The sequence below is a fragment of the Cupriavidus lacunae genome (assembly GCF_003353055.1).
Taxonomy (GTDB): Bacteria; Pseudomonadota; Gammaproteobacteria; order Burkholderiales; family Burkholderiaceae; genus Cupriavidus; species Cupriavidus lacunae.
The window spans coordinates 101210-114938 of sequence record NZ_QKWJ01000015.1; the positions used below are offsets into that span (position 1 = coordinate 101210).

At 65.1% G+C, this 13729-nt stretch carries 11 protein-coding genes, 1 tRNA gene and 1 pseudogene; 6 read left to right on the forward strand and 7 right to left on the reverse strand.

Going from position 1 to position 13729, the window contains the following annotated elements:
* Positions 1 to 170 precede the first annotated feature (170 nt).
* Complete coding sequence (locus DN412_RS14815; RefSeq protein ID WP_078195677.1) at positions 171 to 416, forward strand: hypothetical protein; 246 nt, start codon at positions 171 to 173, stop codon at positions 414 to 416.
* A 117-nt stretch (positions 417 to 533) separates the two neighbouring features.
* On the opposite strand, the gene DN412_RS14820 is transcribed toward DN412_RS14815, so the two are convergent.
* Together DN412_RS14820 and DN412_RS14825 are read right to left on the reverse strand one after the other, a co-directional pair.
* Positions 534 to 2855 carry an NADP-dependent malic enzyme gene (locus DN412_RS14820; RefSeq protein WP_115212319.1) on the reverse strand — a complete coding sequence of 774 codons (2322 nt, stop codon included), beginning with the start codon at positions 2853 to 2855 and terminating at the stop codon, positions 534 to 536.
* Positions 2856 to 3188: 333 nt separating this feature from the next.
* Positions 3189 to 3806: a DUF4136 domain-containing protein gene (locus DN412_RS14825; protein WP_115212320.1), complete on the reverse strand. Its 618-nt coding sequence runs from the start codon at positions 3804 to 3806 to the stop codon at positions 3189 to 3191.
* A 288-nt stretch (positions 3807 to 4094) separates the two neighbouring features.
* Between DN412_RS14825 and pepN the strand changes: the two genes are divergently transcribed.
* The 4 genes from pepN to DN412_RS14845 all read left to right on the forward strand — a co-directional run bounded on the left by pepN (position 4095) and on the right by DN412_RS14845 (position 8761).
* Complete coding sequence (gene pepN / locus DN412_RS14830; protein ID WP_115212321.1) at positions 4095 to 6791, forward strand: aminopeptidase N; 2697 nt, start codon at positions 4095 to 4097, stop codon at positions 6789 to 6791.
* 99 nt (positions 6792 to 6890) lie between these two features.
* A complete protein-coding gene (locus DN412_RS14835) occupies positions 6891 to 7907 on the forward strand; it encodes a class 1 fructose-bisphosphatase (RefSeq protein WP_078195673.1) in 1017 nt (338 codons plus the stop codon).
* A 150-nt stretch (positions 7908 to 8057) separates the two neighbouring features.
* Positions 8058 to 8133: transfer RNA gene (locus DN412_RS14840), tRNA-Thr, on the forward strand.
* Positions 8134 to 8338: 205 nt separating this feature from the next.
* Positions 8339 to 8761, forward strand: coding sequence for a hypothetical protein (locus tag DN412_RS14845; protein ID WP_133303050.1), 423 nt, complete (start codon positions 8339 to 8341; stop codon positions 8759 to 8761).
* 66 nt (positions 8762 to 8827) lie between these two features.
* Here DN412_RS14845 and DN412_RS14850 read toward each other — a convergent pair whose 3' ends face one another.
* The 3 genes from DN412_RS14850 to DN412_RS43395 all read right to left on the reverse strand — a co-directional run bounded on the left by DN412_RS14850 (position 8828) and on the right by DN412_RS43395 (position 10268).
* Entirely contained in the window at positions 8828 to 9400 is a 573-nt protein-coding gene (locus tag DN412_RS14850) for a DUF4337 family protein (protein ID WP_115212323.1), read from the reverse strand.
* Positions 9401 to 9434: 34 nt separating this feature from the next.
* Positions 9435 to 10031: a ParB-like protein gene (locus tag DN412_RS14855; RefSeq protein WP_115212324.1), complete on the reverse strand. Its 597-nt coding sequence runs from the start codon at positions 10029 to 10031 to the stop codon at positions 9435 to 9437.
* Between the two features lie 87 nt (positions 10032 to 10118).
* Positions 10119 to 10268: a hypothetical protein gene (locus tag DN412_RS43395; RefSeq protein WP_161564001.1), complete on the reverse strand. Its 150-nt coding sequence runs from the start codon at positions 10266 to 10268 to the stop codon at positions 10119 to 10121.
* Between the two features lie 580 nt (positions 10269 to 10848).
* Here DN412_RS43395 and DN412_RS14865 point away from each other — a divergent pair.
* Positions 10849 to 11079 (forward strand): annotated as a pseudogene (locus DN412_RS14865) (IS110 family RNA-guided transposase); the annotation flags it as partial.
* Between the two features lie 23 nt (positions 11080 to 11102).
* Here DN412_RS14865 and ppk2 read toward each other — a convergent pair.
* Together ppk2 and DN412_RS14875 are read right to left on the reverse strand one after the other, a co-directional pair.
* Positions 11103 to 12020, reverse strand: a complete 918-nt coding sequence (gene ppk2, locus DN412_RS14870; protein ID WP_115212326.1) for a polyphosphate kinase 2 — start codon at positions 12018 to 12020, stop codon at positions 11103 to 11105.
* A gap of 132 nt (positions 12021 to 12152) precedes the next feature.
* On the reverse strand, positions 12153 to 13541 hold the full coding sequence (locus DN412_RS14875; RefSeq protein ID WP_115212327.1) for an FAD-binding oxidoreductase: 1389 nt from the start codon (positions 13539 to 13541) through the stop codon (positions 12153 to 12155).
* Between the last annotated feature and the right edge of the window lie 188 nt (positions 13542 to 13729).

The window sequence follows — 13729 nt, forward strand, 5'->3', positions numbered from 1 at the left end:
TCACTCGAAGCAAGAATCCGCCTCTGCGATGCTGCACTGCGCCATCCCCTGCCAAGACGCACGACAGATCGAACATCGGCACTTCATAGGTGGATTCAATTGGAATGGCCTCATTGCGCTTCCTAGATTGGTGTTCCAGGCCTCAAAAACCATAGCGAGCGAGGTGACTCATGCGGCGATATGCGAAGACCCGGTCCGAACTGATGGCCATCCTGAACCAGTGCCTTGATAACAACCCCGAGTGCGGCGAATGCGAGTTGCACGCGGTGCGAATGCACCAGCCTGACCATACCGGATGCAATTGGAGCGCCGAGGTCGATTTCCCGCAGGAGTCCGTCGACAATCTGGGCCACCACCTGGCGGCAGCCAAATCGATCATCGTGGTCATGCGCGAGCAATACAACGTGCTGCAGTAGCCACCATGCCAGCCGCCCCTTGCCGCGCGAATGCGGCGGGGCAGCAAGCAACAAAAAGCCGGGTCATCGACCCGGCTTTTTGCATGGCGCGCGCCTGTCGGCGCACCTGTCACAGCATCAACGCAGCGCGTTGCTCTCGGCCACGGCGACTGCCGTCATGTTGACGATACGGCGCGTGGTGGCCTGCGGGTTCAGGATGTGCACCGGCTTGGCCGCGCCCAGCAGGATCGGGCCCACCGTCACGCCCTGCCCGCCCGTGATCTTGAGCAGGTTGAAGGCAATGTTGGCAGCGTCCAGCGTCGGCATCACCAGCAGGTTGGCGCTGCCGGCAAGCTTGGTCGACGGCAGGAAGTGGCGGCGCACGTCTTCGTCCAGGGCAGCGTCGCCCTGCATCTCGCCTTCCACTTCCAGGTGCGGAGCCACCTTGGCCAGGATCCCCGCAGCCTCGCGCATCTTGCGCGCCGACGGACGGGTAGAGGAGCCGAACATCGAGTGCGACATCAGCGCCACCTTCGGGTGCAGGCCGAAGCGCGCGATTTCCTCGGCTGCCAGCTGGGTAATGGCCGCCAGCTGTTCCGCGCTCGGGTCGTCGTTGACGAAGGTGTCGGTGATGAACAGCGTATGCTTTTCCAGCATCAGCGCGTTCATCGCGGCAAACACATGCGCGCCCGGCGCCAGGCCGATGACGTCGCGCACATGCTCAAGGTGCGCCTCGAAGCGGCCCACCGTGCCGCACAGCAGCGCGTCGGCATCGCCCATGTGCATCAGCATCGTGCCGATCAGGGTGTTCGAGCGTCGCAGCGCCACCTTGGCCATGTCAGGCGTCACGCCGTCGCGGCCGCGCAGTGCGTGGTAGGCCTCGTGGTAGGCACGGTAGCGCGGATCGTCCTCGGGGTTGATCAGCTCGAAGTCCACGCCCGGCTTCAGGCGCAGGCCAGCCTTCTCGATGCGCATCTGGATCACGTGCGGGCGGCCGATCAGGATCGGACGGGCCAGGCCTTCGTCGACCACGGTCTGCACCGCGCGCAGCACGCGCTCTTCCTCGCCCTCGGCATAGGCCACGCGCTTGGGCGCGGCCTTGGCGGCCGAGAACACCGGCTTCATGATCATGCCGGTGTGGTAGACGTACTGGGTCAGTTGCTGGCGATAGGCTTCCAGGTCCTTGATCGGGCGCGTGGCCACGCCGGACTCTTCGGCCGCCTTGGCCACCGCCGGCGCGATCTTCTCGATCAGGCGCTGGTCGAACGGTGTCGGGATGATGTAGTCCGGGCCGAACTTCAGCTCGCGGCCACCGTAGGCGGCGGCGACGGCGTCGTTCAGCTCGGCCTCGGCCAGGTCGGCGATGGCCTTGACGCAGGCCAGCTTCATCGCTTCCGTGATCTTGGTGGCGCCGCAGTCCAGCGCGCCGCGGAAGATATACGGGAAGCACAGCACGTTGTTGACCTGGTTCGGGTAGTCCGAACGGCCGGTGGCGATGATGCAGTCCGGACGCGCGGCCTTGGCCACTTCCGGGCGGATCTCGGGCTCGGGATTGGCCAGCGCCAGGATAATGGGCTTGTCGGCCATGGTCTTGACCATCTCGGCGGTCAGCACGCCGGCGGTAGAGCAGCCCAGGAAGACGTCGGCGCCGTTGACGATGTCAGCCAGCGTGCGCGCCGAGGTGTCCTGCGCGTAGCGAGCCTTGTTGGCTTCCATGTTGGCGTCGCGCCCAACGTAGATCACGCCCTTGGAGTCAACCACCGAGATGTTCTCGCGCTTCACGCCGAGGCCGACCATGGTGTCCAGGCACGCAATGGCCGCCGCGCCGGCGCCGGACACGGCCAGTTTCACCTTGCCGATATCCTTGCCAACTACCTTCAGCCCATTGAGCAGCGCCGCGCCCGAAATGATGGCCGTGCCGTGCTGGTCGTCGTGGAAGACGGGGATGTTCATGCGCTCGCGCAGCTTCTGCTCGATATAGAAGCACTCCGGCGCCTTGATGTCTTCCAGGTTCACGCCGCCCAGCGTGGGCTCCAGCGCGGCAACGATCTCGACGATCTTGTCCGGGTCGCGCGCGTCGAGCTCGATGTCGAACACGTCGATGCCGGCGAACTTCTTGAACAGGCAGCCCTTGCCCTCCATTACCGGCTTGCCGGCCAGCGGGCCGATGTCGCCCAGGCCCAGCACAGCGGTACCGTTGGTGACCACGGCCACCAGGTTGGCGCGCGAGGTGTACTCAGCAGCGGTGGCCGGGTCCCTGGCGATTTCCTCGCAGGCATAGGCCACGCCCGGCGAGTAGGCCAGCGACAGGTCGCGCTGGTTGGACAGCGCCTTGGTCGCGGTTACCTGGATCTTTCCCTTGGTGGGGCTGCGGTGATACTCCAGCGCAGCGAGGCGCAGTTGCGCTTCAGGACTGTTCGGGGCATGTTGCGGTGCATCACCGCTGGTCTTGCTGCTCATTGGCTCGTCCGGAAAATGGCCCGGACCGGAAGCGCCACTCTCCCGCCATGATTCGCCTCCACCCGCATCAAGACTTGCGGCCCGCAGCGAAGGACAACGTCTGGCAGCGAAACTGACGGTTCCGGCAGACAGGCCGGAAAAATCGAGCAGATATTCTAGCCCACGCGTCCGCGCAAAGTAGCACCGGCGCCCCCTGCAGGCGGATTTTTTGGACCCATTGGTCAAGTTAAACAGCTTTTACCATTGGGTATGCAATGCCGGTGCAGAAGCATGCCTTTGCATGCATCCGCACGCATCGCCTGGCCCGGTCCGTGGCGGCCAGGCAATGCGACCCTACTTTGCGTTCTTTTCGACCTCCAGCGTCACCCGGCGCGGACGGCCGCTCTCGGCCGGGAAGTCGGTAAAGGCACTGCGGATCAGGTAGGGCATCACCGCCGGCAGGCTGCCGTTCTCGGCCTGGTTCTGCGCGGTGACCTGGTAGACCCGCTTGCCGCTGGCCGCATCCTTGAAATAAACCTGCAGGCTGGAGAACGTCACCGGCACATCGCGCACCACGGTCTGCGGCGGCCAGTAGCCCGGCCCCCAAGGGCCCCACGGACCCCAGGGCCCCCACGGGCGGTAGTAGCCAGGCCCCCAATATGGGCCCCATGGGCCGTAATCGGGGTAGACCGTCTCGGCCACGCGCACGAGGCCGGGCGCGGTGTCATAGTCCATACTGACGCGGTAGCGCGCCTGTTTGGCCGGCACCTGCTCGAAACCGAGCCCCGTCAGCGCCGTGGCCAGCCACTGCTCATAGGTCTGCCGGTCCAGTTGCGCCGCCTGCTCGGCGCTGCGCTCGAAGCTGTACGTGCGCGGCGCATCGTTCTGCCAGCCCGCCTGGCTGAACGCCGTGACATCGGTCGTCACGGTGCTGGCGCATCCCGACAGCAGCAGCGCCGCCAGCAGCGCCATCGCCCACCACCACCCGCGCGGCCCCGGCCAAATGCCTGCCGCCCCTGCCTTGCCGACACCGCCTGCGCGCTGCCACATAGACCTACCTCGCTTTTCTCTGTCCACTGAAACCCTGCGTGTCTCTGAGACCACGCCGACGGCGCGGAATTCCCCGTGCCGCGTTGGTGCGCTCCCCGCCAGACCGTGCCTCGACCCCTTGGCTACAATGAGGACTTCAGCGCCATGCTTCGCTTGCACGCGCCTGGCCGCTCCTCTTTCCTAACGGTCTTCCGAAGACAGGATCCTTCCATGCTGCGCACCGACACGCCCGTTACCGTCTATCGCAAGGACTATACCCCGCCGCCGTTCGCCATCGACCATGCCGAGCTGGTGCTGGAGCTCGATCCCCAGCGCACAGTGGTCACCAGCACGCTGCGCTTCGCGCGCCAGGCCGGCGCGCCCGACGCACCGCTGGTGCTGGTCGGCGAGGAGCTTGAACTGATCGGCGTCAGCCTGGACGGCAAGCCGGTCGCCAACGCCACCCAGGACGGCGGCACGCTGACCGTCCCCGGCCTGCCGGCGCAAGGCACGCTGGAGATCACCACCGCGTGCCAGCCCGCGGCCAACACCACGCTGTCGGGCCTGTATGTGTCCAACGGCAATTTCTTCACCCAGTGCGAGGCCGAAGGCTTTCGCCGCATCACCTACTTCCTGGACCGCCCCGACGTGATGGCGACCTACCGCGTCACGCTGCGCGCCGACCGCGCCGCGTATCCGGTGCTGCTGTCCAACGGCAACCTGGTGAGCCAGCGCGACCTGCCCGGCGGCCGCCATGAAGCCGTGTGGGAAGACCCGTTCCGCAAGCCGTCCTACCTGTTCGCACTAGTGGCGGGCAAGCTGGAATGCATCGAGGAACGGATCCAGTCCGCTTCCGGCAAGGACAAGCTGCTGCAGGTCTGGGTCGAGCCGCGCGACCTCGACAAGACCCGCCATGCCATGGATTCGCTGATCCATTCAATCCGCTGGGACGAGCGCCGCTTCGGGCTGGAGCTGGACCTGGACCGCTTCATGATCGTCGCCGTGGGCGACTTCAACATGGGCGCGATGGAGAACAAGGGCCTGAACATCTTCAATACGAAGTACGTGCTGGCCAACGCGCAGACCGCCACCGACACCGACTTCGCCAATATCGAGGCCGTGGTCGGCCACGAGTACTTCCACAACTGGACCGGCAACCGCGTGACCTGCCGCGACTGGTTCCAGCTCTCGCTCAAGGAAGGCCTGACGGTGTTCCGCGACCAGGAGTTCTCGGCCGACATGATGGGCTCGGAATCCGGCCGCGCGGTCAAGCGCATCGAGGACGTGCGCGTGCTGCGCCAGGTGCAGTTCCCCGAGGACGCCGGCCCGATGGCGCACCCGGTGCGCCCCGACAGCTATGAAGAGATCAACAACTTCTACACGGTCACCGTGTACGAGAAAGGCGCCGAGGTCGTGCGCATGTACCAGACCCTGCTCGGCCGCGACGGCTTCCGCAAGGGCATGGACCTGTACTTCCAGCGCCATGACGGCCAGGCCGTTGCCTGCGACGACTTCCGCGCGGCCATGGCCGACGCCAACGGCCGCGACCTGAGCCAGTTCGGGCTCTGGTACAGCCAAGCCGGCACGCCGGTGGTGAGCGCGCGCACGGACTGGAACGGCGACGACGGCAGCCTGACGCTGACGCTGTCACAGCGCTGCCCCAAGGTCGGCATCGAGACCCGCGCCGGCACGCCCGAGAAGCAGCCCTTCCATATTCCGTTCGCGGTGGGCCTGCTTGGCGCGGATGGCAAGGACCAGCCGCTGCAGCTTGAAGGCGAAAGCGCGCCTGGCGCGACCACGCGCGTGCTTGACTTCACGCGGGCCGAGCAGAGCTTCCGCTTCATCAACCTGCCGCGCGGCGCCGAGGCGCCGCTGCCCTCGCTGCTGCGCAATTTCTCGGCGCCGGTGATCGTCGATGCCGAATACACCGACGCGCAGCTGACCTTCCAGCTGTCGCACGACAGCGACGCCTTCAACCGCTGGGAAGCCGGCCAGCGCCTGGCCACGCGCGCGCTGCTGCAACTGGTGGCCGACGTGCAGGCCGGGCGCGAACTCAAGCTCGAGCCCGCGCTGGCGCAGGCCATGCGCGCGGTGCTGACCGACGACACGCTCAACCCCGCCTTCCGCGAACAGGCGCTGGTGCTGCCGGCCGAGGCCTACCTGGCCGAACGCATGGGCGTGGCCGATCCCGCCGCCATCCACCGCGCGCGCCAGTTCATGCGCGAAGGCCTGGCGCGCGCGCTGCAGGCCGACTGGCTTGCCGCCTACGAGGCCAATGCCACGCCGGGGCCGTACTCGCCAGACGCCACCTCGGCCGCGAAACGCGCGTTGCGCAACCTCGCGCTCGGCTACCTGGCCGACAGCGGCGACGCCGCCATGCAGGCGCTGGCCGAGCAGCAATACCAGGCCGCCGACAACATGACCGACCGCTTCGCCGCGCTGTCGGCGCTGGTCAACAGCTTCGCCCCCGGCCGCGAGCACGCGCTGACGGACTTCTACGAGCGCTTCGAGGACGACCCTCTGGTGATCGACAAGTGGTTCTCGCTGCAAGGCATGCAGCGCGGCGAGGTGGGCCCGCACGCCGGCAAGCGCACCATCGACACCGTGCGTGCGCTGATGGAGCACCCCGCCTTCAACCTGCGCAACCCCAACCGCGCGCGCTCGCTGATCTTCAGCTTCTGCTCCGGCAACCCGGCGCAGTTCCACGCCGAGGACGGCTCGGGCTACCGCTTCTGGGCCGACCAGGTGCTGGCGCTCGACGCCATCAACCCGCAGGTGGCCGCGCGCCTGGCGCGCGTGATGGACCGCTGGCAGAAATACGAACTGACGCTGCGTGACCGCATGCGCGCCGAACTGGAGCGCGTGGGCGCCAGCAGCACGCTGTCGCGCGACGTGCGCGAGATCGTCGGCAAGGCGCTGGCCGCCTGAGCGCCGGACATGACACAAGGGGAGGCCCGCCAACGCCCCCTTTGCCCGGCCCCGCGGGGCCGGGCATGTAGAATTGCGGCCATCCAAGGAGAACCAACCATGACTCGCATCAGCCTCACCCGCTACCTGGTCGAGGAGCAGCGCAAGCACAACACGATCCAGCCCGAACTGCGGCTGCTGATCGAAGTGGTCGCGCGCGCCTGCAAGGCCATTTCCAACGCCGTCAGCAAGGGCGCCCTCGCCGGCGTGCTGGGCTCGGCCGGCACCGGCAACGTGCAGGGCGAAACCCAGCAGAAGCTGGACGTGATCGCCAATGAAGTGCTGCTCGACGCCAACGAATGGGGCGGCCACCTTGCCGCCATGGCGTCGGAAGAAATGGAATCGTTCTACGAGATTCCCAACCGCTACCCGAAGGGCGAGTACCTGCTGATGTTCGACCCGCTGGACGGCTCGTCGAACATTGACGTCAACGTCTCGATCGGCACCATCTTCTCGGTGCTGCACATGCCCAAGCCGGGCCAGACCGTGACCGACGCCGACTTCATGCAGCCCGGCACCCACCAGGTCGCCGCCGGCTACGCCGTCTACGGCCCGCAGACCACCCTGGTGCTGACCGTCGGCAACGGCGTGCACATGTTCACGCTGGACCGCGAGGCCGGCAGCTTCGTGCTGACGCACTCCAATGTGACGATCCCGGAAGACACCAAGGAGTTCGCTATCAACATGTCGAACATGCGCCACTGGGCCCCGCCCGTGCGCCGCTACATCGACGAATGCCTGGCCGGCGAGGAAGGCCCGCGCGGCAAGAACTTCAACATGCGCTGGGTCGCCTCGATGGTCGCCGACGTGCACCGCATCCTGACCCGCGGCGGCGTATTCATGTACCCGTGGGACAAACGCGAGCCGGAAAAACCCGGCAAGCTGCGCCTGATGTACGAAGCCAACCCGATGGCCATGCTGGTCGAACAGGCCGGCGGCGCCGCCACCAACGGCCACCAGCGCATCATGGACGTGCAGCCCGAAAAGCTGCACCAGCGCGTCTCAGTGATCCTGGGCTCGAAGAACGAAGTGGAGCGGGTCACGCGCTACCACTTGGAAGCCGAAGGCAAGGCCTGATTCCGGCCGCACGGCAATGAGACGGGGCGCCCAGGTAGCGCCCCGTTCTCTTTGAGCCCCGGCCGGATGGCATGGGCGACACAAAAGGGCTTCACAAGGCGAAAAAACGCTGCTACTATTGCGGGCTGTTCCAGTTCACCGGAACGTGTTGCCGAAGTAGCTCAGTCGGTAGAGCAGCTCATTCGTAATGAGAAGGTCGGGGGTTCGATTCCTCTCTTCGGCACCAGGAATATCAAGGGGTTACAGCGCGCCAGCCTGTAGCCCCTTTCGCTTTTCTGGCGCCCTGTAGGTTTTTTTCGGGAATTCCGGTCAACACAGGCAAGGGGCATGCGAAGCGAGCGGAAAGCCCCCCACCTGCGCCCCGCCAACCAAATGGCCACGTGCGAAAGACCCCCCCGGCGGCGGCGCGCCAAGTCGGGTAAAGTGCCGCCATGAAAAATTCTGTCCTTGGCATCTTGCTGGCGGCAATTCCGGCGCTCACCCACGCTGCGCCACTCGACTCGGCACTCTCGTGCGGCGAATCCCCCCGCCAGTTTTTCTCGATGTTGCGCGCACAACACCTCATCGAAGCGAGTCCGATGCATGTCGAACCCAACTCGGTCAATGCCTTCTGGCCAGCGCACGATGTCAGCCTGACCGCATTCAATCACGATGTGTTTGCCGTCTTCGGCTACCAGCGAGGTGAGCCGTTGTTCAAGCCAGGTGACGGTTCCCCCTCGGACAAGCCACTCTACGGCGTGGTGGTGGTGGCAGGCATGGATTCGGTCAGAAAATCGCTCAGGGCCGCCGGCAGCAGGGCCAGCGTCGAGCGCGCGGCGCCGTTCCTGACGGCGATCGTCTGCGAAGGCAACTAGCCTGCCGCGCCTGATCGGATGACGGGCACCGCCTGGGCGCCGATCCCGTGCAAAGGCGCATCGCAGCTATACACGAAGGACGGCGAGCAGGCCAAGCACCAGGCCAGCTACGCCGATGCCATACGACGCCATTTGCGCCCACCTGCGCCGAGTGAGAATCGTAATCGCCGCCATCGCAATTGCCATCTGCATGGCCACCAATGCCTGCGCCCACCGGTGATGGCGGTGCACTGTCCTCTCGCTGGCATCATCCGCTTCCTTCGCAGCCTTCTCTTGTGTTTCCGCCTTCAGGCGGCTCTGCTCCTTTTCCGTTGCATAGCGCCGCGCGTCCTGCATAGCCCTGTCGCGATCGACGCCGGGCAACTGCGCGGCCAGTTCGGCAATCGCTTCCTTCTGCCCCTTCGCCTGGTAATACGCCCATTGATTGGCCGCTTCGGTCTTGTGGATGGCGGCTTCGTTCTTCAATAGCAGCGCCTCATTCTGGGTCGCTCCGCCCTCATACCCGAACACCGCCCCAACAGTCGACAAAATTGCTGTCATCACCGCGATCCTGCCGGCGAACTGGTCGGAGGACCCAGACTCGGCAGCATGGTCAAGCGCGTCATCATGGGCGCCACGCACCTCGAACTCTTCAGGCATCCGCTCCCTCGCTTGTCTTTGACTCAACCATCGCCTACTTCGCCTTAAAGCCCGGCAGACCAATGGCCAGCTTGCCCCTGGCCAGCGTCACGGCGCGCTGCACCGCCGCGTGGAAGTCAGCCTTCAAGTCCTCGACAGCAATGGAGCGACGAAAGAAGTCGGCCCAGACGAACTCGGCAAAAGCAGTAGGCGTCTTGTCATACCCGCCGGCATCGCGCACATATCCAGCCAAGGACCGATAGGGATCATCGACCAGTTTTTCCAGATGATGCGGAATGCTCGAGTAATAGTGCCGCATGCCGTTCTCGTCCAGGGGATGAACCCACAGGTTCTTGTCCATCTCTTCCCAGAATTCATCAGGCCCGCAGGCTGACAGGTCCGACTCCACCGTGAAATAGCCGGTTGTGACGCCGGCCTCAAGCGCAGCCCGTCCGAGATGGTGGTGATCGGTGATGTACAATTTGCCGCCTGGCCCGTCGACCGCCGGGATGGGATGGGCTTGCATGAACGCTTGCTGTTCCCCGGGCTTCAGCGAGGCCAGATGCTTCCTCTTGTCATTCACTTCAATCATGCCCACCGTGAGTTGGGTCGGGTGGAGTTCATGGATCAGGGATGCGCGGATCGTCGACATACAGACCTCCTTCAGGGAACGAGCGGGCAATAGCATCGCTCAAGAAGTGAGGGCAACAAAAAGCCCGCCGGGTGGCGGGCTGGCTGCCTACTTCTTGTGGTGGGCCAGGCGGTCCCACCAGTAGTGAAGCGGATGCGCATGTTCAGGGTAAAGCGGTGACTTGTGAAAAAACTCAGCCCTGATGGCGAGAATGTACAGGGCAATAATCGCGGCCGCCAAGATGAATGCTGCGAGCATGATGACCTCCTGACAGAATGAAGATCCGCTTTGTATTTTAGATACTCACCGGCAGGTCGGGGAAATCACAAGTCGAGCAGCCTCAGGCCGATTGCCTCATCAGGCCGACAGGTATGTCGTCGACTGCCCTCCCTTCCGGGCTTGACGGCGCCTTGCCAATGTTTGGCAATCGTAGCAAAAGCATCACACGCTCAGGGGTAGACGAGAGCGTCAGGCTCTCCGGGGTTTTTGTTGCCCGTGATCCGGCAAAACCGGCGGTAGCGGCCGGCTCCCCAGCCGTTGCGCCCACCAGTAGCGGAAGGGATGGTCAAGGTCGGGATAAAGCACCGGTTGGCTGAAGCAGCCGGCATGCTTCATCAGGAGATAGGCGGCTAGCATGGCCGCCCAGAAAACTAGCAGTTCCACGATAACGACCACTCTTGTATTTTCAGGTGGCCGTTTTCATTATAGGTAGCCGTCTGCCCCAGGGGGCCGATGGCGCACCCCGTGGATACCCTAGATACTATGGAAGGGCTGGACAGATAAGCCCCCTGAAGTAAAACGAAGCCTCACGAACCCGTTTTATGAAAGGAGCCTGCAAATGAATGCGCCTGACACAGCCCTTCAAGGACAGGATAGGGCAGTCATCGGTCAACTGTATATGGCCTTCGAACTGGGCGAGAAGAGTTGGAAGCTATCGCTCACCGACGGCGTACGCGCACCGAGCCGTTATACCGTGGCGCCTGGTTACCAGGATGCGGTCTTGCGAGTGATCGCCAAGGCCAAAACGCGCTGCGGCCTGGCACCGCAAGCGCCAGTGCGCAGTTGTTACGGGCCTGTTCAGGCCCTCGCCTCTCAGTACACCTCCGGCACGATCATCTCCTTCGGCACCGGCTGCCGCACGTAGTCCTCATGCCGTTCGCGGCCGGGCAGCACCACCGTGGGTGCCTCCACTTCGGCATAGGGCACCTGGGTGAGCAGGTGGTGGATGCAGTTCAGCCGCGCGCGCTTCTTGTCGTCGGCCTGCACCACCCACCACGGCGCCTCGGCTATGTGGGTGCGCTCGAGCATGGTCTCCTTGGCCTTGGTGTAATCCTCCCAGCGGCGCTGCGACTCCAGGTCCATCGGGCTGAGCTTCCACTGCTTGAGCGGATCGTGGATGCGGCTGAGGAAGCGCAGGCGCTGCTCGTCGTGGGTGATCGAGAACCAGTACTTGATGACCTGGATGCCGGAGCGCACCAGCATCTTTTCGAACTCGGGCACGGAGCGGAAGAACTCTTCGTACTGCTCGTCGGAGCAGAAGCCCATCACGCGCTCGACGCCGGCGCGGTTGTACCAGCTGCGATCGAACAGCACGATCTCGCCGGCGGCGGGCAGTTGCGCCACGTAGCGCTGGAAGTACCACTGGGTGCGCTCGCGGTCGTTGGGCGCGGGCAGCGCCGCCACGCGGCAGACGCGCGGGTTCAGGCGCTGGGTGATGCGCTTGATCACGCCGCCCTTGCCGGCGGCATCGCGCCCCTCGAAGATGATGACGATCTTGTGCCCGGTGGCGGCGACCCAGCTTTGCAGCCGCACCAGTTCGCCCTGCAGGCGAAACAGTTCGCGGAAATAGTGCCGGCGGCTGTCCTGCTCGCCCTGGTCGTCCAGGTGTACCGGATCGCCGAAGGCCTCGCTGGTTTCGCGGTCGTCCAGTTCCAGTTCGATCTCTTCGTCGTAGTAGTCGGCCACCTCGTTGTGGATGCGCCGCACCAGTTCTGCTTCGCCCGGTCTCATCTGATCTGCTCTCCCTGTGGATACAACGCGGTCGCGGCGATGCTCGCACGCCAGTATTGCAGCCGCGTGAAAGCGAGGGGCAGGCCACCTGACCTGCCCCGCCTTCCCGCCTGTCCCTGCAGATTACGCCAGTTACGCCGCGGGGTTGATATTGTGGTTATGGCGGAACAGGTTGTTGGGATCGTAGCGCCGCTTCACCTCGACCAGCCGGTCGTAGTTGAGCCCGTAGGCCGCGCCGACGCGGTCGCTCTCTTCCTGCGTCAGGAAGTTCACGTAGACGCTGCCCAGCGCGTAGGGCGACGCCGCGCGGAAGACTTCGCGCGCCCAGCTGATGCACTTGTCATCGTCCGCGGGCGCATCCCAACGTCCGTGCAGGTTCATGATGAAGTTGGCGTCGCGGCTGGCATAGGCAGTCGCGTCAGGCGCGACGCGGTTGGTCTGCCCGCCCATGGCGCCGATGAAGACCTCGCATTGCGGCGAGGGCAGCTTGCCGATCTGCTCGATCAGCATCGTGATCAGCCCATCGTCCAGCCCGGCGAAATTGTGCGATTTCCAGTAATTGCGCGCGCCCGGCGTCAGCAACGGATCGAAGGCCTGCTGCCATGCCGCGAGCGGCATGGGACCGACATGTTCGCCATAGGGCGTGCCCAGCTTGCGCAACGGCTCGACCAGTTCCGGGCCTTTGTCCGGGGGGCCGATATAGCAGATCGCCAGCGCCGCGATCGGCTTGCCGTGAACCTCGGGCGGCAGGAACGGCAGCGGCGGCGCCTGGCGCAGCACGACCCAGACGGTCAGTTCGTCAGGCATCGACTTGAACAGTTCGCGGTAGGCCGGCAACACCGTGGCAGCCTGCTCCAGCGGATAGACGATCAGGCCGCCGTAGACCATGGGGCCAACCGGGTGCAGCCGGAACTCGAACATCGTCACCACGCCGAAGTTGCCGCCGCCGCCGCGCAGCGCCCAGAACAGGTCGGGATTCTCGTCGGCGCTGGCGCGCACCAGCTTGCCGTCGGCGGTCACGACCTGCGCGGACACCAGGTTGTCGACCGTGGTGCCGAACTTGCGGCTGAGCCAGCCGAAGCCGCCGCCCAGCGTCAGCCCGGCCACGCCGGTGGTGGAGTTGATGCCCAGCGGCGTGGCAAGCCCGAATGCCTGCGCTTCATGGTCGAAATCGCGCAGCGTGGCGCCAGGCTCCACATAGCCGCGTTGCGCATGGGGATCGATCCGCACGGACTTCATCTGCGACAGGTCGAGCACCATGCCGTCCTCGCAGATCGCCAGCCCGCCGATATTGTGGCCGCCACCGCGTATCGACAGCAGCACGCCGTTGTCGCGCGCGAAGTTGACTGCGGCGATCACGTCTGCAGTGCCCGCGGCCTGCACGATCAGCGGCGGACGGCGGTCGATCATCGCGTTCCAGATGCGACGGGCTTCGTCGTAGCCGCTATCTTGTGGTTGCAACAGGCGCCCGCGCAGCTGCGCCTTGAGTGCCTCAATATGTTCCTGCGATGGCTGGGCCATGATTTGCCTCCCGATGCTGGTTGGAAACATCGGAGGGCGCGGCGTCCGGGTGCGGAGAGATGGCCACGAGGACCGATGACTCCATCATTTAAGGCAGGCCCCGGATGAATGTAAATGGGGCATCGGCCGCACGCCCGCCCTGCGAGGCCGGGCGCCCCGGCAAGTGCCGCAACGCGATCATGCCGGCG

What these genes read in the sequence shown, in the direction of transcription:
- DN412_RS14875 (WP_115212327.1), bottom strand. Translation starts at nt 13,541, where the DNA reads ATGGCCCAGCCATCGCAGGAACATATTGAGGCACTCAAGGCGCAGCTG.
- pepN (WP_115212321.1), top strand. Translation starts at nt 4,095, where the DNA reads ATGCTGCGCACCGACACGCCCGTTACCGTCTATCGCAAGGACTATACC.
- DN412_RS14825 (WP_115212320.1), bottom strand. Translation starts at nt 3,806, where the DNA reads ATGGCGCTGCTGGCGGCGCTGCTGCTGTCGGGATGCGCCAGCACCGTG.
- DN412_RS43395 (WP_161564001.1), bottom strand. Translation starts at nt 10,268, where the DNA reads ATGCTCGCAGCATTCATCTTGGCGGCCGCGATTATTGCCCTGTACATT.
- DN412_RS14820 (WP_115212319.1), bottom strand. Translation starts at nt 2,855, where the DNA reads ATGAGCAGCAAGACCAGCGGTGATGCACCGCAACATGCCCCGAACAGT.
- DN412_RS14835 (WP_078195673.1), top strand. Translation starts at nt 6,891, where the DNA reads ATGACTCGCATCAGCCTCACCCGCTACCTGGTCGAGGAGCAGCGCAAG.
- ppk2 (WP_115212326.1), bottom strand. Translation starts at nt 12,020, where the DNA reads ATGAGACCGGGCGAAGCAGAACTGGTGCGGCGCATCCACAACGAGGTG.
- DN412_RS14815 (WP_078195677.1), top strand. Translation starts at nt 171, where the DNA reads ATGCGGCGATATGCGAAGACCCGGTCCGAACTGATGGCCATCCTGAAC.
- DN412_RS14850 (WP_115212323.1), bottom strand. Translation starts at nt 9,400, where the DNA reads ATGCCTGAAGAGTTCGAGGTGCGTGGCGCCCATGATGACGCGCTTGAC.
- DN412_RS14855 (WP_115212324.1), bottom strand. Translation starts at nt 10,031, where the DNA reads ATGTCGACGATCCGCGCATCCCTGATCCATGAACTCCACCCGACCCAA.
- DN412_RS14845 (WP_133303050.1), top strand. Translation starts at nt 8,339, where the DNA reads ATGAAAAATTCTGTCCTTGGCATCTTGCTGGCGGCAATTCCGGCGCTC.